At 69.6% G+C, this 23,128-nt stretch carries 21 protein-coding genes and 4 pseudogenes; 12 read left to right on the forward strand and 13 right to left on the reverse strand.

Annotation, left to right across the window (positions count from 1 at the left end; genetic code table 11):
• Positions 1 to 2: 2 nt before the first annotated feature.
• The 4 genes from ACFYXH_RS32080 (at position 3) to ACFYXH_RS32095 (ending at position 3,913) form a co-directional block, all read left to right on the forward strand.
• A complete protein-coding gene (locus tag ACFYXH_RS32080) occupies positions 3 to 1,298 on the forward strand; it encodes a DUF2254 domain-containing protein (RefSeq protein WP_389570354.1) in 1,296 nt (431 codons plus the stop codon).
• A 237-nt stretch (positions 1,299 to 1,535) separates the two neighbouring features.
• Positions 1,536 to 2,069, forward strand: a complete 534-nt coding sequence (locus tag ACFYXH_RS32085) for a SigE family RNA polymerase sigma factor (RefSeq protein ID WP_389570357.1) — start codon at positions 1,536 to 1,538, stop codon at positions 2,067 to 2,069.
• Complete coding sequence (locus ACFYXH_RS32090; protein ID WP_389570360.1) at positions 2,062 to 2,544, forward strand: hypothetical protein; 483 nt, start codon at positions 2,062 to 2,064, stop codon at positions 2,542 to 2,544. The genes ACFYXH_RS32085 and ACFYXH_RS32090 overlap by 8 nt, the downstream gene beginning before the upstream one ends.
• Before the next feature lie 85 nt (positions 2,545 to 2,629).
• On the forward strand, positions 2,630 to 3,913 hold the full coding sequence (locus ACFYXH_RS32095) for a mannosyltransferase family protein (RefSeq protein WP_389570363.1): 1,284 nt from the start codon (positions 2,630 to 2,632) through the stop codon (positions 3,911 to 3,913).
• Positions 3,914 to 4,028: 115 nt separating this feature from the next.
• Here ACFYXH_RS32095 and ACFYXH_RS32100 read toward each other — a convergent pair whose 3' ends face one another.
• The 3 genes from ACFYXH_RS32100 to ACFYXH_RS32110 form a co-directional block, all read right to left on the reverse strand.
• The gene (locus ACFYXH_RS32100; protein WP_389570366.1) at positions 4,029 to 4,457 is read right to left on the reverse strand and encodes a hypothetical protein; all 429 of its coding nucleotides are present in this window, start codon (positions 4,455 to 4,457) and stop codon (positions 4,029 to 4,031) included.
• 151 nt (positions 4,458 to 4,608) lie between these two features.
• On the reverse strand, positions 4,609 to 5,028 hold the full coding sequence (locus tag ACFYXH_RS32105) for an arsenate reductase ArsC (RefSeq protein ID WP_389570370.1): 420 nt from the start codon (positions 5,026 to 5,028) through the stop codon (positions 4,609 to 4,611).
• A gap of 422 nt (positions 5,029 to 5,450) precedes the next feature.
• Positions 5,451 to 5,810, reverse strand: a complete 360-nt coding sequence (locus ACFYXH_RS32110; RefSeq protein ID WP_362677092.1) for a metalloregulator ArsR/SmtB family transcription factor — start codon at positions 5,808 to 5,810, stop codon at positions 5,451 to 5,453.
• A gap of 111 nt (positions 5,811 to 5,921) precedes the next feature.
• Here ACFYXH_RS32110 and ACFYXH_RS32115 point away from each other — a divergent pair, with 111 nt between their 5' ends.
• Positions 5,922 to 7,286 (forward strand): NAD(P)-binding domain-containing protein, encoded by a 1,365-nt coding sequence (locus ACFYXH_RS32115; protein ID WP_389570373.1) that lies wholly within the window; start codon positions 5,922 to 5,924, stop codon positions 7,284 to 7,286.
• Between the two features lie 148 nt (positions 7,287 to 7,434).
• Here ACFYXH_RS32115 and ACFYXH_RS32120 read toward each other — a convergent pair whose 3' ends face one another.
• Positions 7,435 to 7,626, reverse strand: a complete 192-nt coding sequence (locus tag ACFYXH_RS32120) for a hypothetical protein (RefSeq protein ID WP_327326814.1) — start codon at positions 7,624 to 7,626, stop codon at positions 7,435 to 7,437.
• Between the two features lie 164 nt (positions 7,627 to 7,790).
• Between ACFYXH_RS32120 and ACFYXH_RS32125 the strand changes: the two genes are divergently transcribed.
• The 3 genes from ACFYXH_RS32125 (at position 7,791) to ACFYXH_RS32135 (ending at position 11,289) form a co-directional block, all read left to right on the forward strand.
• Complete coding sequence (locus ACFYXH_RS32125; RefSeq protein WP_389570376.1) at positions 7,791 to 8,924, forward strand: glutathione-independent formaldehyde dehydrogenase; 1,134 nt, start codon at positions 7,791 to 7,793, stop codon at positions 8,922 to 8,924.
• Positions 8,925 to 9,110: 186 nt separating this feature from the next.
• Positions 9,111 to 10,598, forward strand: coding sequence for a sensor histidine kinase (locus ACFYXH_RS32130; RefSeq protein WP_389570379.1), 1,488 nt, complete (start codon positions 9,111 to 9,113; stop codon positions 10,596 to 10,598).
• Between the two features lie 7 nt (positions 10,599 to 10,605).
• Positions 10,606 to 11,289, forward strand: a complete 684-nt coding sequence (locus tag ACFYXH_RS32135) for a response regulator (RefSeq protein ID WP_389570382.1) — start codon at positions 10,606 to 10,608, stop codon at positions 11,287 to 11,289.
• A 39-nt stretch (positions 11,290 to 11,328) separates the two neighbouring features.
• On the opposite strand, the pseudogene ACFYXH_RS32140 reads toward ACFYXH_RS32135, so the two are convergent.
• Both ACFYXH_RS32140 and ACFYXH_RS32145 read right to left on the reverse strand, forming a co-directional pair.
• A pseudogene (locus tag ACFYXH_RS32140) lies at positions 11,329 to 11,967 on the reverse strand (phosphatase PAP2 family protein); the annotation flags it as partial.
• 79 nt (positions 11,968 to 12,046) lie between these two features.
• Positions 12,047 to 12,271 (reverse strand): annotated as a pseudogene (locus tag ACFYXH_RS32145) (transposase); the annotation flags it as partial.
• A 229-nt stretch (positions 12,272 to 12,500) separates the two neighbouring features.
• On the opposite strand from ACFYXH_RS32145, the gene ACFYXH_RS32150 reads away from it, so the two are divergent.
• On the forward strand, positions 12,501 to 12,866 hold the full coding sequence (locus ACFYXH_RS32150) for a hypothetical protein (RefSeq protein ID WP_389570385.1): 366 nt from the start codon (positions 12,501 to 12,503) through the stop codon (positions 12,864 to 12,866).
• A gap of 135 nt (positions 12,867 to 13,001) precedes the next feature.
• Here ACFYXH_RS32150 and ACFYXH_RS32155 read toward each other — a convergent pair whose 3' ends face one another.
• The 6 genes and pseudogenes from ACFYXH_RS32155 to ACFYXH_RS32180 form a co-directional block, all read right to left on the reverse strand.
• Positions 13,002 to 13,805 carry an HAD-IIB family hydrolase gene (locus tag ACFYXH_RS32155; RefSeq protein ID WP_389570781.1) on the reverse strand — a complete coding sequence of 268 codons (804 nt, stop codon included), beginning with the start codon at positions 13,803 to 13,805 and terminating at the stop codon, positions 13,002 to 13,004.
• Positions 13,806 to 14,166: 361 nt separating this feature from the next.
• Positions 14,167 to 15,156 carry a glycine betaine ABC transporter substrate-binding protein gene (locus ACFYXH_RS32160; protein WP_389570387.1) on the reverse strand — a complete coding sequence of 330 codons (990 nt, stop codon included), beginning with the start codon at positions 15,154 to 15,156 and terminating at the stop codon, positions 14,167 to 14,169.
• The gene (locus tag ACFYXH_RS32165; RefSeq protein WP_307666114.1) at positions 15,156 to 15,923 is read right to left on the reverse strand and encodes an ABC transporter permease; all 768 of its coding nucleotides are present in this window, start codon (positions 15,921 to 15,923) and stop codon (positions 15,156 to 15,158) included. The genes ACFYXH_RS32160 and ACFYXH_RS32165 overlap by 1 nt, the downstream gene beginning before the upstream one ends.
• A 98-nt stretch (positions 15,924 to 16,021) precedes the next feature.
• Positions 16,022 to 17,317, reverse strand: coding sequence for a betaine/proline/choline family ABC transporter ATP-binding protein (locus ACFYXH_RS32170; protein WP_389570390.1), 1,296 nt, complete (start codon positions 17,315 to 17,317; stop codon positions 16,022 to 16,024).
• Complete coding sequence (locus ACFYXH_RS32175) at positions 17,310 to 17,957, reverse strand: ABC transporter permease (RefSeq protein WP_389570393.1); 648 nt, start codon at positions 17,955 to 17,957, stop codon at positions 17,310 to 17,312. The genes ACFYXH_RS32170 and ACFYXH_RS32175 overlap by 8 nt, the downstream gene beginning before the upstream one ends.
• A 49-nt stretch (positions 17,958 to 18,006) precedes the next feature.
• Positions 18,007 to 18,177 (reverse strand): annotated as a pseudogene (locus ACFYXH_RS32180) (Lrp/AsnC family transcriptional regulator); the annotation flags it as partial.
• A 704-nt stretch (positions 18,178 to 18,881) separates the two neighbouring features.
• Here ACFYXH_RS32180 and ACFYXH_RS32185 point away from each other — a divergent pair.
• From ACFYXH_RS32185 to ACFYXH_RS32195, 3 genes are all read left to right on the forward strand, one after another.
• On the forward strand, positions 18,882 to 19,283 hold the full coding sequence (locus ACFYXH_RS32185) for a hypothetical protein (RefSeq protein ID WP_389570396.1): 402 nt from the start codon (positions 18,882 to 18,884) through the stop codon (positions 19,281 to 19,283).
• Positions 19,280 to 21,400, forward strand: a complete 2,121-nt coding sequence (locus tag ACFYXH_RS32190) for a bifunctional polysaccharide deacetylase/glycosyltransferase family 2 protein (RefSeq protein WP_389570399.1) — start codon at positions 19,280 to 19,282, stop codon at positions 21,398 to 21,400. Before ACFYXH_RS32185 ends, ACFYXH_RS32190 begins: the two co-directional genes overlap by 4 nt.
• Before the next feature lie 91 nt (positions 21,401 to 21,491).
• On the forward strand, positions 21,492 to 22,901 hold the full coding sequence (locus tag ACFYXH_RS32195) for an LCP family protein (protein WP_389570402.1): 1,410 nt from the start codon (positions 21,492 to 21,494) through the stop codon (positions 22,899 to 22,901).
• Between the two features lie 56 nt (positions 22,902 to 22,957).
• On the opposite strand, the pseudogene ACFYXH_RS32200 reads toward ACFYXH_RS32195, so the two are convergent.
• Positions 22,958 to 23,108: pseudogene (locus ACFYXH_RS32200) on the reverse strand (DUF4281 domain-containing protein); the annotation flags it as partial.
• Positions 23,109 to 23,128 lie beyond the last annotated feature (20 nt).

Raw genomic sequence — 23,128 nt, forward strand, 5'->3', positions numbered from 1 at the left:
CCGTGCTGTCGTGGGCCTTCGCGTTTCAGCTGCGGCAATACGCCAAAGCCAGCCTGTGGATCGTCCCGCTGTTCGGACTCGTACTCGGGGTGATTCTCGCCGAGTGCGCCATGGCCGCGGACCGAACGGGCTGGTTGTCGGTGAAGTGGCAGTATTCCCCGACCACGGCGAGCGGTGTGCTCACGGCCATCGTCGGGGCCATGGTCGCCCTGCTCGGATTCGTCGTGACCATCGGCGTTCTTGTCGTCCAGCAGGCCACGGGAACGCTGTCCCCGCGGTACATGCGCCTGTGGTACCGGGACCGCCTGCAGAAAGCCGTGCTGGCCACTTTCACCGGGACGTTCGCGTTCGCCTTCTCCCTGCTCCGCAGCATCGGGTCGGACTTCGTCCCCAACCTGGGAGTCACCCTGGCCGGGCTGGCCGTCTCCGTCAGCCTGCTGCTTCTGCTGGTCTACCTCAACCGGTTCACCCACAACCTCCGGCCGGTGGCCATCGCCGACCTGGTCGGTCGCATGGGGGCGAAGGTCCTCACCCGCTGGGCGGCCGGGACCGGCGCCTCCGCGCCCCGCGACGACGGACCCCCGCTGTCGGGCCGCCCGGTGACAGGCATTCGGTCCGAACACGGCGGAGTCATCCAGGCGTTCCACATAGTCGGGCTGACGGCAGCCGCGGCGCGCCACGACTGCACCTTCGTGGTGACCCACCAGGTCGGGGACTACATACCGGCGGGCGCCACCCTGGTCGAGGTCCACGGCGGGACCTCGGCGCCCGATCCGCGGCGGGTGACCGGGCTTGTCGCCCTCGGTGCCGAGCGGACCATCGAGCAGGACCCCGCCTTCGCCCTGCGCGTTCTCGTCGACATCGCCATCCGCGCGCTCTCCCCGGCCGTGAACGACCCCACGACCGCCGTCCAGGTGCTGAACCACATCGAGGCGTTTCTCTACAGCGCCGGCAGGACCGAACTCCCTCGCCGGCACGTGCTCAACGACGACCGCGGCCGGCCGCGACTGGTGATGCCGGACCGGGTGTGGGAGGACTACCTCCAGCTCGCCGTCACCGAGATCCGTGAGTACGGGGCGGGATCCACCCAGGTCTGCCGACGGCTCCGCGCGCTGCTGGAGGGCCTGCTCGACACCCTGCCGGCCGAGCACCTGCCGGCCGTCCGCACGGAGCTCAGGCTCCTCGAGGACTCGGTCGCGCGGGAGTTCACGGATCCCTTCCGCCGCGCCACGGCGCGGATGGGCGACACTCAGGGCATCGGTGGCGGGCAGCGCCCGGAGGACCCGCCGCCCGGATGAACCCGTACCCGCCGCATTCCTGACAGCTCACCCGCCGGTGCGCGCCCATGTCCGCACCCTGGCGCAGGGGCTGTCGCGCCATCTGAACACGGCTGGGCCGACGATGCCCACCACGCGCGTTCGCCCGGCGAACCTCGGCCTGCTGCCGACGAAGCCGAGTGGCTGACTTCCCAGGTGTGGGGGACGTCACGTCCTGACTTCGAGTCCGGTGTCAACCGGTGGCCAGGGCTTGAGCGTATGCCAGGTGAGGTCGAAGAGATCTGGGAGCAGTTGGTGACCGTTGATGAGTTCGAAGAGTTCTACGCACATGCGGTCAGACCGCTCACCGGTCAGCTCTACATGATGCTTGGTGATCTGCATGAAGCTCAGGACGTCGTGCAGGAGGCTTTCGTCCGCGGCTGGAGTCGGCGGCGGCAGCTGGCCAGGGAAGGCAATCCGGAGGCGTGGATCCGCACGGTTGCCTGGCGTCTCGCGGTGAGCCGCTGGCGGGGAAGTCGGCGCTCGGAAGAGGCTTGGCGCCGACATGGGGGTCCACCACCCGTCGAGGAGCCTGGGCCGGGGCAGGTCGCTTTGGTCTCGGCAATGCGGGAGCTGTCGCCGAAACAGCGGCGCACGGTCGTCTTGCACTACCTGTGTGACCTGTCCATCGACCAGATCGCCACCGAGACCGGCTCGTCCAGCGGCACCGTCAAGACGCATCTGTCCCGGGGCCGGGCCGCTCTTGCCCACCGTCTTCAGGATTCGCACGCTGAGGAGGCCCCAGGTGCCTGAGCCCCATGACCAGTTGAGGGCCGCGGTCAAGGCCGCCGCCGCTGCCGGACAGGCCCGAGTGAGACCGGTGCCGATCTCCGTGATCATGGTGCGCGGCGACCGTGCAAGGCACCGCCGGTTCGCCGCAGTTGCCGCCGCTGCCTGCCTGGCCATCAGTGGAACCAGCGCGGCCGCTGCGGTCCTGCTGCCTGGCAGCGCGGGGAACGGCACCCCCCCGGCAACCTCCCCCTCCGAAATCTCTCCCAGCCCGTCCATCAGTCGGACGGGCCGGCCCACGCAGACAACGGATCCTTCCCGGACGGCCGGCTCCTCCATGCCCGGACAAACCGAGACCACCGCACCTGAGACCACCGCACCCGGCTTCTCGGGCGAGGCCACCGCACCCGGCTTCTCGGGCGAGGCCACCGCACCTGGCTTCTCGGGGGAGACCACCGAGCCCGGCTTCTCGGGGGAGGCCACCGAGCCGCCGCGCTAGCGCGCCAACACCCCGCTTTCCCGTACGGCAGCGCCTGCCACCGGGCGATTCGTCATGCCTCCATGCCCTTGTAAGGAGCCGAACCATGGCTGAAGCAAAAGCGCCTTGGACGCCTGCGCAACGTCCTGTTCCCACAACCACCACGCCCTACGCACTGTCCCCGGACACGGCAACAGCAGGGCGGCCGCAGCCCCGATCCGGCCGTCGCCCGGAACGCGTCGTTGCCTACCGCCTGCTCCCCTCGCTCAACTCCGCGGACCGGACTGTGCTGTCGATGTACCTGCTCACCCGGATAGGCATCTGGGTGACCGCCTATTGCACCGGATGGCTGTTCACCGGTGGCGGCAGATCCCATCAAGCCCCGCCCTTGATGTCACGCTGGGAGCAGTGGGACTGGACGCACTTCCTGAACATTGCCGAGGACGGCTATTTCCCCGGCTCTGGAGGCCAAGGCACCGGACGCCCGGACAATCGCGAGGCATTCTTCCCGGGTTTCCCCCTGGCGCTGCGGGCCGTTCATGTCGTTGTCCCTGACTGGACTGTGGCGGGCCTGGTCATCTCCTTCGCCTCTGGGGCAGTAGCGGTGCTTGCCCTCTCGCGAATCGCGCAACTGCACCTCCCGGGCAGTCGCACAGGGCCGCGTGCCGTCTTCTTCCTGCTGCTCTCGCCCTGTGCGGTATTCCTGGCTGCCGGTTACACGGAAGCCCTTTTCCTCGCCTGTGCCCTGCCCGCTTGGCTGGCCGCGAAGAAGGGCAACTGGCCACTCGCAGCCGTACTGGCCTGCTTGGCCACCACCGTCCGCGTGAGCGGCATCTTCCTGGCAGTGGCACTGGTGGTCGAGTTCGCGACCGCCGGCGAAGGACGCCGCCGCTGGCGGTGTCTGCCGTGGCTGATGCTTCCCGCCCTGCCCCTCCTCGCCTACACCTGGTACTTGCAGGCGTACACCGGCGACTGGATGGCGTGGAAACACGCGCAGGAACGCGGCTGGTTTCGCCAGTTCCATGCGCCATGGGAGGCGTGGCACAACACCTGGGACGCAGCCTTCTCCCACGCCCAGACCACGGGATACGCCTTGATGTTCCAGGCCGAACTCGTCGCCATGGTCGTCGGTGTCGTGCTGCTGTGCGTGCTGGCGATTCGACGGCGCTGGCCGGAGGCCGCGTTCATCGGGCTCAATCTGTGGGCGCTGGGCACCTCGTACTGGTACATGTCCATCCCGCGCGCGTCGCTCCTGTGGTGGCCGCTCTGGGTTGCGCTGGCCGAGTGGAGTCTGCAACGGCCCTGGGCGAAGACCGCCTACATCTGCGCGGCGAGCCCCCTGATGACGATCCTCGCCGTGGCTTTCACCTCGGGACGGTGGGCCGGCTGAGCACCATGGGCGTGTGCGTCGCCGGCTCGGGCAGGGCGCGGGATCAGTCGCAGCAGTGTCGACCGGCTCGCCGTGACACCCGCCCGGCACAGGCAGCTCCGGCTAACGCAGTTGCTCACCGCGGGGCGGACCGGTGACCGAACCAGTGCGGCCCGCGGCGACGTTGCCCCGTGACGGCAGAGCGATCGTCCCTCTGCACCTTGGCCGTCTCGCCCCAGGCGGTATCCCGTTCCTGGATCAGGTCAACATGCTCCTGGTCGGCAAGGGCCCTTTCGCGCCGTGACTGGGTGGGCCCGCGGCGCGTGAGGGCGCTGCGGCGACTGGCGCGGCGCGCGCCGATCAGCAGCAGGCTCAGTCCGAGCAGAGCTGCTGCCCCGATGACGATGCCGGAGAGGAAGAGCGTGCCGGTAGAGCCGGTGACGTCGTAGCCGAAGACCGAGAAACCGCCGGTGAGTCCGTGCGCGCTGCCGTCGTTTGCGAAGACGCCGACCACGCCGATGGTGACTGCGGCGATCAGAATGATGAGTCCGAGGATGAGGAACATGAAGCGCTCCTTGGCTCTGCTTCGTCCCCCCGGTGAGACGTGCTGTCCGGCTAGCCGACGGCACGGGGTGCGTCTACCCCGAGATTGACGTGCTGAGCAGGATCGGAAGACGACGCCGAGGTGCCCTCGCGCATGTCGTCGAGGGCCGCCCTCATGCCTCCTGCGTGGCGTCGATCTCCGCGATCAGGGCCTCGATGCGGTTCTTGATCTCGTCGCGAATGGGGCGTACGGACTCGACACCCTTGCCGGACGGGTCCTCCAGCGCCCAGTCCAGGTACTTCTTGCCGGGGAAGATCGGGCAGGCATCGCCGCAGCCCATGGTGATGACGTAGTCGGACGCCTTCACGGCCTCGCTGGTCAGCACTTTCGGCTGCTGCGCGGAGATGTCGACACCGACCTCCTTCATCGCCTCGACCGCGGCCGGGTTGACCTGCTGGGCGGGCAGCGATCCGGCCGAGCGGACCTCGACACGGTCACCGGCGAGGTGGGAGAGGAATCCGGCGGCCATCTGTGAGCGTCCGGCGTTGTGGACGCAGACGAACAGCACGGACGCGACGGGGGTGGAGGGCATCAGTTCTTCCCTTTGCGAGACGGTTCAACAGGGGGGCGGGCGGGGGGCGTTCAGTTGCCCGGGAGGGAGCCGAGCAGCTCGGTGACGTGGGTGTCGGTCTCGAGAGAATGGGGCGTTGGGAGCCCTTCGGCGGCCCCTACGGCTCAGCCCGGGCTGGTATCGGCGCTGGATGATGTCGGACGGTGCAGACGGCGCAGGCGGTCGTGATCGGCGGCGCCCAGCCGCACGCCTGAAGCTGTCATCATCGCGACGGGCACCTGGTGGCGCCCCTTCTTCCCTGGCGTCCCGGGGGACTTCCACGGCGTACAGCTGCACACCGTGGACCGCCGCTCCCCGCATGGCGTCGCCGGGCAGCGCGTGATCGTGGTCGGCGCTCCCTCGGCGGCGAGGTCTGACCGCCGGTGCACGTCGGCGGGGCATGATCAACGACTGGCGGACAGCAGGCCGGCCATGGCGGCCAGCACCTCAGGGGCCACCCGGTAGTACACCCAGGTCCCGCGCCGCTCGGAGGTCAGAAGTCCGGCTTCTTTGAGCTTCTTCAGATGGTGGGAGACGGTCGGCTGGGACACGCCGACGTCGGAGATGTCGCACACGCAGGCCTCGCCGCCCGCGTGCGAGGCGACGAGCGAGAAGAGCCGGAGCCGCACGGGGTCGCCGAGAGCCTTGAACATCGCGGCGGTGCGCACGGCCTCTTCGGCTGTCAGTGGACGCTCGGTCAGTGGCGGGCAGCACGGCGCCACGGACTCCGGCTCCAGGAGCGGCAGTGTCTTCGTAGTCGGCATGCGTCCATTGTTCCTGCGAGTTCGATAAATGTCTATGTTGACGGATGTCGATGCAGAGCTCATGCTGACTCCATCGGACATCGACAAACGTCGAAACAAAGGAGACCCGTCGTGACTGCGCCCGCCATTACCGAGCTGCCCGTCGTCGTGATCGGGGCCGGACCTGTAGGCCTGGCCGCCGCTGCCCACCTGATCGCGCGCGGCCTGGAACCGCTGGTCCTGGAAGCCGGACCGGCCGCGGGCAACGCCGTGCGGGAGTGGTCGCACGTGCGGCTCTTCTCCCCCTGGGGCGAGGTCGTCGACCCGGCCGCCGAGAAGCTGCTCGCTCCCACCGGCTGGGTGCGCCCGGACGGCGCGACGTACCCGACCGGCGCTGACTGGGCCGAGCGGTACCTCCAGCCGCTGGCTGACGCCCTCGGCGACATGGTCCGCTACGGCGCGACCGTCACCGGAGTCGCCAGGGCCGGCCGTGACCGCATCGTCGACTCCGGGCGTGACGAGCAGCCGTTCACGGTGCACCTGACCACGGCGGACGGCCGGGAGGAGCGAATCACCGCCCGCGCGGTCCTCGACGCCTCCGGCACGTGGACGACCCCCAGCCCGATCGGCGCCGACGGCCTGCCCGCCATCGGCGAGCGCGCGGCTGCCGACCGGATCTCCTACCGCGTCCCTGACCTCCGCGACGCGGCCGTACGCGCCCGTTTCGCCGGCAAGCGCACCGCTGTCGTCGGCTCCGGCGCTTCCGCATTCACCGCCCTTGCCGCCCTCGCCGACCTTGCGAAGGGTGAATCCGGTACGCACGCGATGTGGATCCTGCGCCGGGGAATCGGTGCCAATACCTACGGCGGCGGCGAAGCGGACCAGCTCCCCGCTCGCGGCGCCCTGGGGCTCGCCGCGAAGGCTGCGGTCGAGGCCGGGCGCGCGAGCGCGGTCACCGGCTTTCGCACGGAAGCCGTCGAGCGTGATGGCGACGGTCGTCTGGTGCTGGTGGCGGAGGACGGCCGCCGCACCGAGCAGGTCGACGAGGTCGTCGTCCTGACCGGCTTCCGCCCCGACCTGTCGTTCCTCGCCGAGGTCCGCCTCGGCCTGGATGAGCGTCTCCAGGCTCCGACCTCGCTGGCGCCGCTGATCGACCCCAACGTCCACTCCTGCGGCACGGTCCATCCGCACGGCGTGAACGAGCTGTCCCACCCGGAGAAGGGTGTCCATCTGGTCGGTATGAAGTCCTACGGCCGCGCGCCCACGTTCCTGGCCATGACCGGCTACGAACAGATCCGCTCCATCGCCGCGGCCCTCGCCGGCGACCGGGAGGCCGCTGAGCGTATCGAACTCACCCTGCCCGAGACCGGAGTCTGCGGTGGCGCCGGACTCTTCGACGAGCCCGCAGCCGGCGAGACCTCCGGCGGGGGCTGCTGTGCCGCGCCGACCACCCTACAGATCGGCATCGGCGCCCCAGCGGTCACGGGCGGTCGCTGACCGTCGTGACCGCGGTGCACGCATGCGCGGCCTCGACCGGAACAGGGCGTGACGGTCACGGGGGGCCGGAGAACGAGCGGAGCATGGGCATGATCGTGAAAAAGAGAGGCCCTGGGCGTCTGGGCGGATCACCGTTCGGGCACCGGGGTCAGCGGTCGGCGATGTCCTCGCGGAGGCCGTCGGAGAACTCCCACCACGACAGTGGCAGCCAGTCGCCGTTGACAAAGGCATCGACAGTTGCGCCGCGACCGCGTACCGCCACCGTCGTTCCGGGCGGGTACGTAGTGCCGGACAGTCCGGGTACTGGGACGAGCAGGGTCCCGAGCCGTTGTGCTGCCATTTCCTCGCCCTCCTTTTCCCGGTGCGACACCAGGCCTGATATTCCTCCCGAGCGTAGCGGGTTGTCTGTTGGCGCAGGTCGGAGAATCATGAGAGATAGGTCACGCGAAATAGAGCGGGCGGGGGGAGAAATTTTACGTGCATTGCCGAGCGGAGGTGCCAGTCATGAAAGCTGTCGTGTACAAGGGACCGTTCTCCGTGGCGGTCGAAGACGTTGAAAAGCCAAAGATTCAGCACCCGAACGATGTGATCGTACGGGTCACCTCCACCGCGATCTGCGGCTCCGACCTGCACATGTATGAAGGCCGTACTGCCGCCGAGCCCGGCATAGTCTTCGGCCACGAGAACATGGGAATCATCGAGGAAACCGGCCAAGGCGTCACTTCGCTCAAGAATGGCGACCGCGTCGTCATGCCCTTCAATGTCGCCTGCGGGTTCTGCACCAATTGCGTCGAGGGATTCACCGGATTCTGTCAGACCGTCAATCCCGGCTTCGCGGGCGGCGCTTACGGCTATGTCGCCATGGGGCCCTGGCCGGGCGGCCAGGCGGAATACCTGCGCGTTCCCTACGCCGATTTCAACTGCCTGAAGCTGCCGCCGGGAAACGAGAACGAGACCGACTTCATGCTGCTCGCCGACATCTTCCCCACCGGCTACCACGGCTGTGAACTCGCCCAGGTCCGCCCGGGTGAGAGCGTCGCCGTGTACGGCGGCGGGCCGGTCGGGCTCATGGCCGCCTACTCGGCCCTGCTGCGCGGCGCGAGGAAGGTGTTCGTCGTGGACCGGGTTCCCGAGCGGCTGGAGAAGGCCCGGGAGATCGGCGCGGTTCCGATCAACTTCGCCGAGGGCGATGCCGTGGAGCAGATCAAGGAGCAGACCGAGGGTGTCGGCACGGACAAGGGCGTGGACGCCGTCGGCTATCAGGCGATGGCGCACGGCGCTGAGCGCGAGGAACCGGCGACCGTCCTGAACTCGCTCGTCGGCACGGTCCGGGCCACGGGAGCGCTCGGCGTGCCCGGCCTCTACGTCCCGGCCGACCCCGGAGGCCCTGACGAGCAGGCCAAGCACGGCATGCTCCTCGTCTCGATCGGCAAGCTCTTCGAGAAGGGCCTGCGGATGGGTACGGGGCAGTGCAACGTGAAGCGCTACAACCGGTACCTGCGCGACATGATCATCGAGGGCAGGGCGAAGCCGAGCTTCGTCGTCTCGCATGAACTGCCCCTGGACCAGGCGCCGTCGGCGTACGACAAGTTCGACAAGCGGATCGAGGGCTACACGAAGGTCGTGCTGCACCCGTAGCGGAAGGTCCGACCGCAGCGCCGTATGAACTGGGTGGGCACGCCCCAGGTCCCCGGGACCTGGGGCGTGCCCACCCGGGCACGACCTGGGTCGTGCCCGCCTGCTCCGACCTACTGGCGTTCGTCGTGGCCTGGTCGTGAGCTGCCCGCTCGATGCCACGACGGATTGAACTTTCGGCAGTGCCGGATGGCCCAGGTCTTCCGTACCGTCACGTCCGTGAACGAGACCACGACCGAAGACGAGAGCGCGGCCGGGTCCGGGGCGGCCGGCTTCCGGCGGGTGCTTGATCCGGGCAACCTGCTGGCGGCGGCTGCGACGGTCGCGGCCGGTTTGAGTGTGGTGAGCCTGTGGTGGGCTGTGCCGACCGTGATCACCGCGTTTCTGGCAGGGCGGCGGCCTGGAAGAATCCGTCCGACACTACTGGTACTGGTCGCAGTTCTCGCGGCAGGAGTGGTGGCCGCGTCCATGGTGCCCTCGTGGCTCGCTCTGGGGAGCCGGTTCGTGGGGGTGGTGGTCCTCGCCGCCATGCTGCCCTGGTTCGCGGGCCGATTCTGGCGCCAGTACCAGGAACTGATCAAGGCTGGTTGGGAGCGGGCCGAGCATCTGGAACGAGAGCAGCGGTTGGTCACTGAGCAGGCCAGGTTGCTTGAGCGGGCTCGCATTGCGCAGGACATGCATGACGTACTCGGCCATGATCTCAGCCTGATCGCGCTGTCGGCCGGCGCCCTGAAGCTCGCCCCTGGCCTGGAAGACCAACACCGGCTGGCTGCCCAGGACATCAGGGCCAAGGCCGCGGCCGCGGTGGAGCGTCTTGGCGAGGTGATCGGTGTCCTGCGCGAGGAGACGGATGACGCACCGATGCGGCCGTCCGACTCCAGCCTTACGGATCTGGTTGGCGAGGTATCCGCGTCCGGGCTCGCGGTCGAACTGCGCGTCGATGGTGAGGGGGCCGACCTTCCCCCGGTGGTCGAGCGGGCCGCGCATCGCGTCGTGCAGGAGGCGCTGACCAATGTGGCCAAGCACGCTCCGCATGCGGCGACGACGGTCCATGTGTCGCATACGGCCACAGAAACAAAGGTCTTGGTGAAGAACGGCCCCGCGTCGGCTGCGGCCGGTCCTCGTGCCTGGAGTGGAGGCCGCGGCCTCATCGGTCTCGATGAACGTGTCCGGCTGGCCGGAGGCTCATTAGAGTACGGGACCCAGGGCGGCGGTTTCGCGGTCGTCGCCCGGCTTCCGCACATGCCCCCGACGCAGCCGTCGCGACCTGCCGCCCCCACTCCTCATCGGCAGGGGGGCGAATTGCCGCAGGAATACCGCCGCGCTCGACGCCGTGCCGGCCGCACCCTCGTCACCGCGGTGATGCTGCCCCTGGTGACCGGCGCGGGGCTGAGCGGAGCGCTGATGGGGTGGGAGATGCTGTCCGCGTCGCGGTCGGTGTTGGACCCGCGCGACTACGCCCGCCTTCGGGTGGGGCAGGATCGCTCCGAGATGGAGCGTGTGCTGCCGGACCGTCAGACGATCCACCGCCCGTCGGCTACCGAACCAAAAGGACGAGGCATTACGTGCGAGTACTACGGGATGACAGCCGACCGGTTCGACGATCGTTCCGGAGACGCGTACCGGCTGTGCTTCCAGCGGAACATGCTGGTGTCTCTCGATGCTCTGACGCCCTGAGCGTCCGATGATCCGGGTGCTGATCGCCGACGACGAGGCGATGATCCGTGCGGGCGTGCGGGCCGTATTGTCCACCGATCCAGGCATAGACATCGTCGCCGAGGCCGCCGACGGACAAGACGCTGTGGAACTGGTCCGACGCCATCGCCCTCAGGTAGCCGTGCTCGACATCCGTATGCCGAAGGTCAACGGCATCGAGGCGGCGGCAGAGATCCACAGGACGGTGCCGACCACCGGTGTGATCATGCTGACGACGTTCGGGGAGGACGACTACATCCTCCAGGCTCTGGGCGGTGGCGCCGCCGGTTTCCTGATCAAATCGGGCGAGCCCGAGGAACTGATCGCGGGAGTCCGCGCGGTGGCTGACGGCGCCGCCTACCTGTCACCGAAGGTCGCGGCCCGAGTGGTCGCGCACCTCGCGTCGAGCGGCGCTGGTGCCCTGGCCAGTCGGCGCGGCGCCGCCCGTGAGCGGGTCAGTGGGCTCACCGCCCGGGAACGCGAAGTGCTGTCCTACCTCGGCAGCGGGTTGTCCAATGGCCAGATCGCCCGCCGACTGCATGTGGTGGAAGGAACGGTCAAGGCGCACGTCAGCTCCGTTCTGGCCCGGCTGGGCGTCGACAACCGCGCCGCTGCCGCCGTTGTGGCCCACGAGGCCGGCATCGTTCCCCCAGCAGCGCCTGACCAGCAGTGATGTTGCCCGTACCGCGAGCGGCATCACGGCGAGCAACACAGCAGCCACGACGGTACCGCCGAGAATCGCACCGGCGAGCACGTCGTGCGGGTAGTGGACTCCCACCAGGACGCGCAGCAGCGCCGCCGCCCCGGCCAACGGCAGTGTCACGGAAGCCAGTCGAGGCCGCAGCATGGCCAGCCCGACCGCGAGAGCGGCGGCCAGGGTGGCGTGGTTGCTCGGGAAAGACCAGTCCCCCGCCCCCGGGCACTCCGCGATCGCGGCGACCCCTCGCAACGTTCGGCAGGGCCGCTTCTCGTCCACGACCAGTTTCAGCGCCTCGCTGATCGCGTAGGCGGCAACGGTGCCGACACCGATCACGATGGCTCCTGCGGCGCCGACCGCGTCCTTGCGGCGGACTGCGGTCCAGCACAGCCAGACCAGCAACAGCCCTAGGATCACCAGGGTGCCCTCGGTGGCCACCTCAAGAAGCGAGCCCATCCACGCCGGTGCGTCCGCCACCGCTTCGGTCACCGACCGGTACGCGGATACCGAAGCCCCTTTCGTGACCTCAGTTGCGCCGGCCTCGCCCAACCCGCCTGGGGACAGCCGGACAATCGCTCCGGCTCCCGCTCCCAGTAATGCCACGGAGCCCATCAGCCGGGCGACCCAGAAGTTCTTTTGAGAGTGCGTTTCCATGGCCCGAACGTAGGAGCGGCAGCAGTTGGAAGCCTGAGCCGAATGGCAGGGCCGGACTTGGACGATGGTCAGGGTTGACCTCGTCGTTCTGCTCGGCCAGCACGGCGCCGACCAGGCGGATCACGGCGGTGCGGTCGGGGAAGATCACGACGACGTCGGTGCGGCGGCGGATCTCGTTCAGCCTCTCGTGAGGATTGTTCGATCAGATCTGCCTTCAGATTTCACGCGGGAACGCGGTGAGCGCCAGCAGCTCGCCCTGGGCGGCGTCCAAGTGGGCTGCAGCTTTGGGGAACTTGGCTGCCAGTGCGTCCGGGATGGATGTCCTCTGCGCCTGGACCGCGTCTGCGTCGGGCCGTTCCGGCGTAGGCGCGCCGCGTACGCCCTGAGGCAGGAGATATTCGTGATGGCCGATCTGGAGATTGAGCGAAAGTTCACGGTAGTCGACGGATGGGAGGTGCCCGCCGACGCGGTGCGCGCAGGCGCGCCAGGCCTACCTCACGCCGCCGGGAGCCGCGAGGGAGGTTCGCGTTCGGATGAAGGACGGCGCGCCGTTCATGACGGTCAAGACCTCTGGGGCCTCGGACTATCGCATGGTCCGCGTGGAGGTCGAGTTCGCAATCGCCGAGGACGTTTTCCACCGGCTGTGGGAGGTGGCAGGGGACCGGCTCAGCAAGGCACGCTGGAGCGTCCCTGTCGGCCAACACACCGCGACGGTCGACGTGTTTGACGGTGACCTGGCTGGACTGCGCTTGGTGGAGGTCGAGTTCGGCAGTGTTGAGGAGGCGCGCGGCTTTCACCCTCCGTCCTGGTTCGGCGAGGAGCTGACCGGCGACGCGGCTTGGAGCAACCGGGCACTGGCCGCCCGCCCGCATCCGGGCGCGGGGAAGCGCACGGACTGACAGAGCGCGAACCGGTAGGGCGTGCAGTGGCCGAAGGCCGGTGGGTGTAGCGTCGGCCGGTAGGCCCGGGTCTGACGAGCCTGCGCAGATCAGGGCCGTGATATCCGGCCGACACCCCTGGACACCGCCAAGGCGTTAGACGCCGAAGAGCTGCTCCAGAACGACTGCCACCCCGTCCTCTTCGTTGGACGCGGTGTGCCGCGGCACCGCCGACAGCACGCTGGGGTGCGCGTTGGCCACCGCGTAGCTGGTACCCGCCCAATCGAGAATGCTCAGGTCGTTGGGCATGTCACCGAAGGCGATCACCTCGGCGGCGTCGATCCCGCGGTCGCCACACAGCCTGGACAGGGTGCCTGCCTTGGTGACGCCGGAAGCACTGATCTCAAGAAGTCCGGTGCCGCCGGAGTGGGTGATCTGCGCCATGGCCCCAGCGGCACGTTCGGCGGCGGCGAGCATAGTGTCCGCGTCGAGCCGGCCCGACCAGGCGAGAAGCTTCACGATGGGGACGTCGGCGGCCCACAGATCGTCGACGCTGGAGACGGCGCACTCGGCGTCGGCGTCCTCGGGAAGGCGTAGACCGTATCCGGGGGCGAACATCACCTTGTGGCCCGTCTCGACAGCGAAGCCGATGTTGGGAACGGCTTTTGACAGGGCGTCAGCGGCGCGCCGGGCCGAATCAGCCAGCAGCGTACGCGATGTGATCACGGTACGTGATCCCATGTCGTACTCGAGGGCGCCGTTGCTGCACACCGCCGTTCCGGTCAAGCCGTGGGTCGCGTTGAGTGCATCGACGAACCGGGGTGGCCGGGCGGTGACCAACACCACCTCAGCTCCGGCATCGGTCGCCTGTCGGAGGGCCCGCCGGGTCCGCTCCGACAGCACTCCGTCGTTGCGCAGAAGAGTGCCGTCGAGATCAGTGGCGATCAGCAGGGGACCAATCGTCCAAGCATCCTACTGAAGGATCTTGAGGTGCCGCGCGGGCGGCCCCGGCGCGGATGCCAGCACGTCGGCCGCCTCAAAGGTCCAGCTGTTGCCGATCGGAAGGTAGAAGAGATCACGAGCGCTGAGTCTCCCCAGATTCTCCCCAGCGGCGCGGGTCGCGGGGGCGGTTGGGTGACGAGTTCACGGGATCGCTGCGCCAGCTACTCGGCGTACTCGCTGGGGCCCGGCGAGCCGAGACCCCAGGGCGAGGTCTGCAGATCTAGCAAGCGGGCGGAGCCAACGTGCGGGCCAGTGCCGTGATCTCTTCGGGGCGGTGAGCCGGTTGTGATGGAGCTCAAGCCTGGGGCGAAGCCGTCTGTCAGCCCTCCCGGATGAAGCCCTCCCGCACCAGCCAGTCCTTCGCCACCTCGTGCGGGTCCTCCCCGTCCACGTCCACCCGCGCGTTCAGCCGCTGGGCCTCCGCCCCCGTCAGCCGCTTGGTGATCGGGGCGAGGACGTCGGCGATGGCGGGGTACTTTCTCATCGTGGCGCTGTTCATCTCGGGTGCCGCGTTGTAGTTGGGGAAGAAGTGCCGGTCGTCCTCCAGCACCTTCAGCTCGAGTTCCGGAATGCGGCCGTCGGTGGTGGCCGCCACGCCGAGGGTGCAGGCCGCGCCCTTGGCGACCTGGGTGTAGACGACGCCGTCGTCCATCTTTTTGAAGTTCCCGCGCCGGAGGGCGAATCCGTACGTCTTCGCCACGCCCGGCAGGCCGTCCTCGCGCACCGAGAACTCGCTTCCGCCGCAGATCGTCGCCGCGCCCGGGTCCTTCTTCGTCAGACGTGCCACGTCGGAGAGAGTGCGCAGCCGGTACTTCTGCGCATTCGCCCGGTTCGCGACCAGCGCGTAGGTGTTGTTGAGCGCGGCGGCGGGCAGCCAGGTGATGCCGTTGCGGCGGTCCTCGTCGCGTACGGCCTCCCACTGCTCGTACGGGTCGACGACCGGCTTGGTGTGACCGAGGTAGGTGATCCAGGCCGTGCCCGTGTACTCGTACATCCCGTCCGCCGCACCGGACTTGACCGCCTCGCGGGCACCGATCGAGCCCTGGATGTTCGTCCGGTCCAGGACTTCCGCGCCGGCCGCTTTGAAGACCAGCCCCATGATCTGGCCCAGGATGATCTGCTCGGTGAACTCCTTGGAGGTCACGGTCAGTTGGGCGCCCTCCAGCGGTCGCCCCTTCCCGATGGAGCCGGGCTGCACCGAGTCGGCCAGCGGGCTGCCGCTGGTCAGTCCGCAGCCGCTCAGCCCTGCGGCGGCGAGCAGCAGGGCGCCCGCGCCCGCGACGGCCGTCCGTACCCGGGTCAGGCGCATCAGTCCACCTCCAGGCCGCGTGGGCGCAGCAGCAACTCGACGAGCATCCCCAGCCAGTCCACGATCAGCGCCATGGCGACCGTCAGTACGGAGCCGAGCACCAGCACCGGCATGCGCTGGTTGGTGATGCCGGAGGAGATCAGGTCCCCGAGTCCTCCTCCGCCGCCGAAGGTGGCCAGCGTCGCGGTGCCGACGTTCAGCACGAGCGCGGTCCGTACGCCCGCCAGGATCAGCGGTACGGCCAGGGGCAGTTCGACCCGGAACAGAACCAGCAGCGGCGACATCCCGATGCCGCGCGCCGCCTCCACGAGTGCCGGGTCGGTGGCCCTCAGGCCGGCCACGGTGTTGCTCAGCACCGGCAGCACCGCGAATGCCACGATGCCGACCAGGGCGGCTCGTTGGCCGATGCCGAGCCAGATCACCAGCAGCGCCAGCAGGCCAAGGGCCGGGGTCGCCTGGCCGATGTTGGCCGCCGCGACGAACGGCGGTGCGGCCCGGCGCAGGACCCCGCGCGTCAGCGCGATGCCCAGCGGGATCGCGATGATGAGTACGAAGAAGGTGGAGATCGCGACGAGTTCGGTCTGCTGGAGGAGTGCGGTGCGCACGGCGCCGTCTGCGAGGGCGTTCCTGGCGATCGAGTCCAGCTCGGTGGTGCGGAGATACAGCGCGGTGGCGCCGAGGACGACCGCGACGAAGGCCGGCAGCGTCACCAGCTTCTGCCAGGTGATACGGGGCGGGACCCGGTCCAGTGCGGCGAGCCGGGTCACGGGCTCGTCATGCCCTGGCCCTGGCCCCGGGGCCGGGGACCCGTGACCGGCCTCGGGAGCGGCTCCACCACCGGCCCCGACACCGACCTCGCTCCGGCTCACGCGGGCTCACCCCGGCCGGTCGGCCGAGCCTCCTCGGCTCCCCGCTCGCCCGGCGCCCCGTGCATCGCGTTCAGCAGTGTCGACATGTCCACCACGCCGGCGTACGCGCCGTCCTGTCCCGTGACCGCGACGCGGCCCGCACGGTCGGCCAGCAGCGCCTCCAGAGCGTCCCGCAGCGTCATGTCCACCCCGATCCGGCTCCGTACGGGGGTGCCCGCTGACAACGGCAGCGGCTCTCCGGCGGGTTGCGCACTCCGGGCGCGCGTCAGGTCCTCGCGTCGCAGCCAGGAGTGCGGGCGCCGCTCCCGGTCCAGTAGCAGCAGGTGGTCGGCGGAGGCGGAGCCCGCGTCCAGCAGGTGCAGGGCGGTCTCGAGCGGGTCGTCGACGGTGGCGGTCGGGACGTCGGCGAGCTCCACCTCCCGTACGCGCTTGAGGTGCAGCCGCTTCACCCCGGCTCCCGCGCCCACGAAACCGGCGACGAAGTCGTCCGCCGGACTGGCCAGGATCGTTTCCGGAGTGTCGAACTGGGCGATCTGCGACCGGTCGCGCAGCACCGCGATCCGGTCGCCGACCTTGATGGCCTCGTCGAAGTCGTGCGTGACGAAGACGATCGTCTTGCGTAACTCGCGCTGTAACCGGATGAGTTGGTCCTGCAGGCGCTCGCGGGTGATGGGGTCGACGGCCCCGAACGGCTCGTCCATCAGCAGCACGGGCGGGTCGGCCGCCAGCGCCCGCGCCACCCCGACCCGCTGCTGCTGGCCGCCGGAGAGCCGGCGCGGATAGCGGCCGTGGAACTCCCCGGGATCCAGCCCGACCAGTTCGAGCATCTCCTCGACCCGGTCCCGCACCTTCGCGCGGGGCCAGCCGGCCATCTTCGGTACGAGCGCGATGTTCTCGGCGACGGTCATGTGCGGGAAGAGGCCCGTGGCCTGGATGGCGTAGCCGATGGTGCGGCGGAGCGCCACGGGGTTGATGCCGGTGACGTCCTCGCCGCCGATGGTGATCCGCCCCGAGGTCGGCTCGATCAGCCGGTTGATCATCTTGAGGGTGGTGCTCTTGCCGCAGCCCGAGGGCCCCACAAGGATCACGGTTTCGCCGGCCGCGACGTCCAGGGTCACGTCCTCCACGGCCGGGGCTTGGCTGTCCGGATAGCGCTTGGTGAGGTTGTCCAGCCGGATACTCGCGCCGGCGGCGGCCGACCGGTCGGGCCCGGCGGATCGGGCGGATCCGCCGGGGCCTGCGGCGCCGGACGTCGGGGAGGTCGGTTCGACGATTTCGGCAGAGTCAGCCACGGATCCCCCGTGAGACGGTGAGCCGTCCGATCAGCACGTACCCGGCGTCGAACAGCAGGGCCAGGACGACGATTCCGAGCGTCCCCGACAGTACTTCGTTGAGCGCGTTCGCACTGCCCAGGCTGGAGATCCCACGGAAGATCTGGTTGCCGAGCCCGGGCCCCGAGGCGAAGGCCGCGATCGCCGCGATGCCCATCAGCATCTGGGTCGACACCCGGACACCGGTGAGGATCGGCGGCCAGGCGAGGGGCAGTTCGACCCTGAGCAGCTGGGCGAACCGTGACATCCCCATGCCCTTGGCGGCCTCGACGAGGGCCGGGTCGACTCCGCGCAACCCGACGACCGCGTTACGGACCACGGGCAGCAGTCCGTACAGCGTCAGCGCGATGACGGTCGGCGCGACGCCGAGGCCGACGACCGGGACGAGCAGGCCGAGGAGAGCCAGGGAGGGGACGGTGAGGATGCTTGCGGTCGTGGTGATCGCGAGGTTTCCCGCCCACTCGGTGCGGTAGGTGAGGACGCCGATCAAGACTCCGAGCACCGTGGCGACGACCATGCACTGGAAGACGGCGCTGGCGTGCTGATAGGCGTCCACCAGCAGCTGCTGGTAGCGGGTGCCCAGGTACTCCCAGAAGCTCACTTCTCGGTCCCTCCCTCAAGGCCGGTCCTCCAGCGGTCAGCGGTCCATACGGCGCCTGCCGCGACGCCTGGCGTACCAGTGGAGTGATCCGGAGCGGCACCGGATTCTCCAACGTGATCGCCGACGAAGCCCGCACGATGCCATCGAATCCCACCACCCGGTCGATCACGCGCTGCAAGTCGGCATTCGAGCGTGCCATCAAACGGCACAGCATGTCACCACCCCGCCAGCGGCGAGGAGTACTTGGGCCGCGCCCGACGGGAGCCGCATCACCGGCTCAGCAAACTCGCACTGCTCGCCAACTGCTGACCCACCCGGGCATCCGACACGACTCTCCCCGGTGGTGGGGGAGTAAGAGCAGCTGTGGGGAATTTCAGGGCTCTGTCCGCAGTTCAGTGAATTCAAAGGGGGCGGCGACGCCGAAGGTGAGGGACGGTTCGGAGCGGGCCAGGGTGCTGGGGCAGGCACCGCCGCCGCTCCATGTCGTTCATCGCGATGTCGAAGGCCAGGACGGCCTGTTGCCGTGCCGCCCGGGTGACCGCCCGCCCGTTCGGGGGTGCCCGACACCGTCCGCCCGAGTTAGGGTCGGGGGCTGCGTGATGGCTGACGGCCGCACCCTGGCCTCCCGGCCCTTGTGAGGGCACATGCGTACGTGGTCTTCCCGGCCCCACCCGGGAAGGGCGCATGGCATGCGCACGTACGGGAACCCTCCGTACGCGCCGGGCACCGGGATGCGGCTCCGACGTCTCACGGGCAGTACAGCGGACCCCCGGGTCCGTACCCCCCACACACAAAGAGTCGCGCGTGCGCGGCCGCAGATCAGGAGCACCAGTGCAGGGCATCCCCCACATAGCCAGCACACCGCACGACGGGCGATTGTCGTCCGTACCCCCTGCCCGCAGGGAGCAGCACACGGGGCGGGACATGACACAGCGCATGCCGCACCGGGTGGCGGCGCCTCGCGTGACCCCGGTGGCACAACGTCCCCAGGCCGCCGCCCCCCAACTCCCCATCTTCATCGACCAGTCGGGCTGGCGCAGGCGGACGCTGCAAGGCGTGGCGCTGGCCGTGGGCTGCGCCTGCCTCGGGTATCTGCTGTTCGTCGGCACGCTGATCAGCGGACTCCGGCAGCCCGTCGGCACGCACCCGCCGAGTACGAACGGACCAGCGCCTTCCGGCCCGGACACCGGCAAGGCGCCGCACGGCCCCGGCGCACCGGCCCGAGCAGAGGCCCACCGGCCACCGGCCAGGGCCCACGCAGACCGGGACGACCGCCGCCCGCCGACCGGCAGATCCGTCCCGCCGGCCGGAGGCCTGAAGCAGTGAGCCGGCGCGCCGCTGTTCGCCGCCCGCCGCGCGGACACTGGCTCGTCCTCCTGCTGGTTCTCCTGGTGGTCGCCGTCACCCTCCTCTTCGAGGGCTGGACGACCCACCAGGTCGACGCCGCGCGCACCAAGCCGCCGTGCACCCGGCCGATCCCGCGCGAGGCGGACGACGGGAAGCCGCTGCTGCGGTTCGGCCCGACGGGGGTCACCACCGCGGCCATGCCGCCGGGGACCGCCGCGCTCACTTTCGACGGCGGGCCCGACCCGGTGTGGACGCCGCGCCTGCTCGACCTGCTGCGCAGGCACCACGCGCGGGCGACCTTCTTCGTCTACGGGAAGGACGCGGCCCGGCACCCGGAGCTGATGCGGCGGATCCTGTACGAGGGCCACGAGATCGGCTCGTACACCTACAGCGGCGGCGACCTCGGTGTCGCCTCGCCGGTGCGCGCGCGCCTTGAACTGTCGCTCACCCAGACCGCTTTCGCGGGTGCGGTCGGCATCAATACCACCCTGCTGCGGCTGCCGCACACCACGGCCGCGGACACGCTCTGCGGCGCCGAGTGGTCGGCCGCGAAGCGCGCGGCGGCGCAGGGGTACCTGGTGGTCGCCTCGGACCACAAGGACCGCAAGCCGTGGCGGGGGGTGGTGACGCAGCACAGCCAGACCGATCTGGGCTACCACGAGGCCGAGGAACTGCTGCGGGACCGCAGCGTGAAACGGTTCACCACCGTCAGCGGCGGCCTTGAACGTCCCTCCTTCCTCGACCAGGTCCCGGTCGCCCAGGAGATCAAGGGCGAGGGGCTGATCTGGTCGCAGCGACTCGGGCACGCCTTCCTCACCGTGATGGTGTGGACGCTGACCCTCACGGGCGTGCTCGGCGTCCTGCGGATGCTCCTGTTCGCGGTGTTCGCCCGGCTCCACGTGCGCAGGCTGCACCGGTACCGGCCCGGCGCACCACGGCTGCGCGAGGTGCGGGAGCCGGTGACGGTCCTGGTGCCGGCGTACAACGAGGAGGCCGGCATCGCCTCCACCGTGTACTCGCTGCTCGCCTCCACCCACCCGCACGTGCAGATCATCGTGATCGACGACGGCTCGACCGACGCCACCGCCGACATCGCTGAGGACATCGACGACCCGCGGGTGACGGTGATCCGGCAGCCCAACGGCGGCAAGCCCAGCGCCCTCAACACCGGCCTGGCGCACGCGCGGCACGACATCGTCGTCATGGTCGATGCGGACACCATCTTCGAACCCGAGGCGCTGGCCCGGCTGGTCCAGCCGCTCGCCCACCCGGCGATCGGTGCGGTCAGTGGCAACACCAAGGTCGGCAACCGGCGCCGCCTGCTGGGTAAATGGCAGCACTTGGAGTACGTCCTCGGCTTCAACCTCGACAGGCGGATGTTCGAGGTCCTGGAGTGCATGCCGACGGTGCCGGGGGCGATCGGCGCCTTCCGCAGGGACGCGCTGATGGGCGTCGGCGGCGTCAGCGACGAGACCCTGGCCGAGGACACCGACCTCACGATGGCGCTCTGGCGGGCCGGCTGGCGCGTCGTCTACGAGGAGTCGGCGGTCGCCTGGACCGAAGTGCCCAGTACCGTGCGGCAGTTGTGGCGTCAGCGCTACCGCTGGTGCTACGGCACCCTCCAGTCGATGTGGAAGCACCGTCACGCGGTGACGGAGGTCGGCCCCGCCGGACGCTTCGGCCGTCGTGTGCTGCTCTACGTCACGCTGTTCCAGATCGTGCTGCCGCTGTGCGCACCGGTTGTGGACATGTTCGCCCTGTTCGGGGCGCTGTTCCGCGACCCCTTGGAGGCCGCCCTCGTCTGGTTCGGGTTCCTCACCGTCCAGTTGGTCACCGCCGCGTACGCGCTGCGGCTCGACCGCGAACGGCTGCGCGTGCTGTGGGTGCTGCCGCTCCAGCAGTTCGTCTACCGGCAGTTGATGTACCTGGTGGTCATCCACTCCGTGACCACGGCGCTGCTCGGCACCCGACTGAAGTGGCACAGCATGAAGCGCACCGGAACCGCCGACCCGTATCTGCTCGAAGTGCCGTCCGGGGAGACGTCCGGAGATCCGCTCGACGAGCCGCCCCCGCGGCGGAGCCTGTCGTCGCAGTGATCCAGGTGTGGGATGGGGCGGGAGGCGACGGGAGGGGAACCGGCGAGCGGCCGCGCGAGTCGGACCTGGGACATGACCAAGGGAGTTGACCATGACAGACCCGCTTGACCAGCGGGCCGGACGCACCATACCCATGGGGGAGCACGGCTGGAACGGCGACGCCGGGAGCCATCCCGTGCGCCGTGCGCCGGTGCAGATGACGGGCGAGCTGTGGCACCCGGAGCCGAGGGCCGGGCGGGGGCCGACACCCGGCCCGGAGTCGTACGCTGCGCCGGATCCGTACGCTGGCCAGGGGCCGTACGTCGACCCGGAGCTGTACGCCGATCCGGATCCGTACGCCGATCCGGATCCGTACGCCGATCCGGATCCGTACGCGGCCCCGGAAGGCTCCGCCGCTCGTGAGCGGTTCGCCGAACGCCCCAGCTCCCGCTACGGGCCCCGGCGCGCCCACGCCCGGCGGCCGAAGAAGCGCAGGAGGCTGCGGCGGGCGGTGTTCGTCCTGCTGGCCGTTGTGGTCGTCGCGGTGGGCGGCACGTACGGCTGGGCCGAGACCCGGCTGCAACGTGACGTCGACCTCGGAGCGTACGGGGACCGTCCGCCGGCCGGCGAGGGCACCAACTACCTCATCGTGGGCTCGGACAGCCGCGACGGGCTCTCGCCGGACGACGTGAAGGACCTGCACGCCGGCGGGGGCGGCGGGCGGCGCACCGACTCGATGATGCTGCTGCACACCGGGGCCCACGGAACCAGCATGGTCAGCCTGCCGCGCGACTCCTGGATCACCGTGCCCGGCCGCCTGGACACATCGACGGGCAAGACCAAGCGGCCCGAGGGGGACAAACTGAACGCCGCCTTCTCCTACGGCGGCCCCGAACTGCTGGTGCACACCGTCGAGAAGAACACCGGGCTGCGCATCGACCACTATGCGGAGATCGGCTTCGCCGGGTTCGTGAACATCGTTGACGCCATCGGCGGCGTTCGCATGTGCCTGGACCGGGACATCAAGGACAAGAGGTCGGGCGCCGACCTGCGCAAGGGCTGTCACACCCTGAACGGCAAGCAGGCGCTCGCCTTCGTCCGCCAGCGGCACCAGGAGAAGGAGGGCGATCTGGGCCGGTCGAGGAACCAGCAGAAGTTCCTGTCGACCCTCGCCCACCAGGCCGCCCGTCCCGGCACCCTCTTCGACCCGCTGGAGATCGGTCCGGCCATGCAGGCCGGGCTCGACACGCTCATCGTCGACAAGGGCATGAGCCTGCGCGATCTCAGCAGGATGTTCCGCGCCGTGCAGAGCGTCTCGGGCGGACAGGGCAAGCAGATCAACGTGCCCGTGTCCGGCATCGGCGTCCCCACGCCCAAGGGCAACGTACTGAAGTGGGACGCCAAGAAGTCGTCCCGGCTCTTCGACGAACTGCGGCACGACCGGCCGGGGACGGAGACGGGGAAGACGTCCCGGCACCGCCAGCGGCACCCGTCCTCCGGAGCGGCGAGGCGGGTGCCGTAGGTCCTGTCGTCAGGCGTTCCGTGGCACCGGGGCGGTGCCGTCAGCCGCGCGCCGTCGCGTGACGACCGCTCGCGGAATCCGTCGCGGTCCGGGCTGCTGACCGCAGCCCAGAGTTCGGGGAAGACGGGAACGGCCATGGCCAGATAGAGCGTCAGGGGGGAGGACGGTCAGAGGGGAGGCGGCGACACGGTCGGTCGGCCGCCAGCTGATCCTTAAGGCTTGACCGG

The sequence above is a fragment of the Streptomyces sp. NPDC002730 genome, assembly GCF_042888805.1.
Lineage (GTDB): Bacteria > Actinomycetota > Actinomycetes > Streptomycetales > Streptomycetaceae > Streptomyces.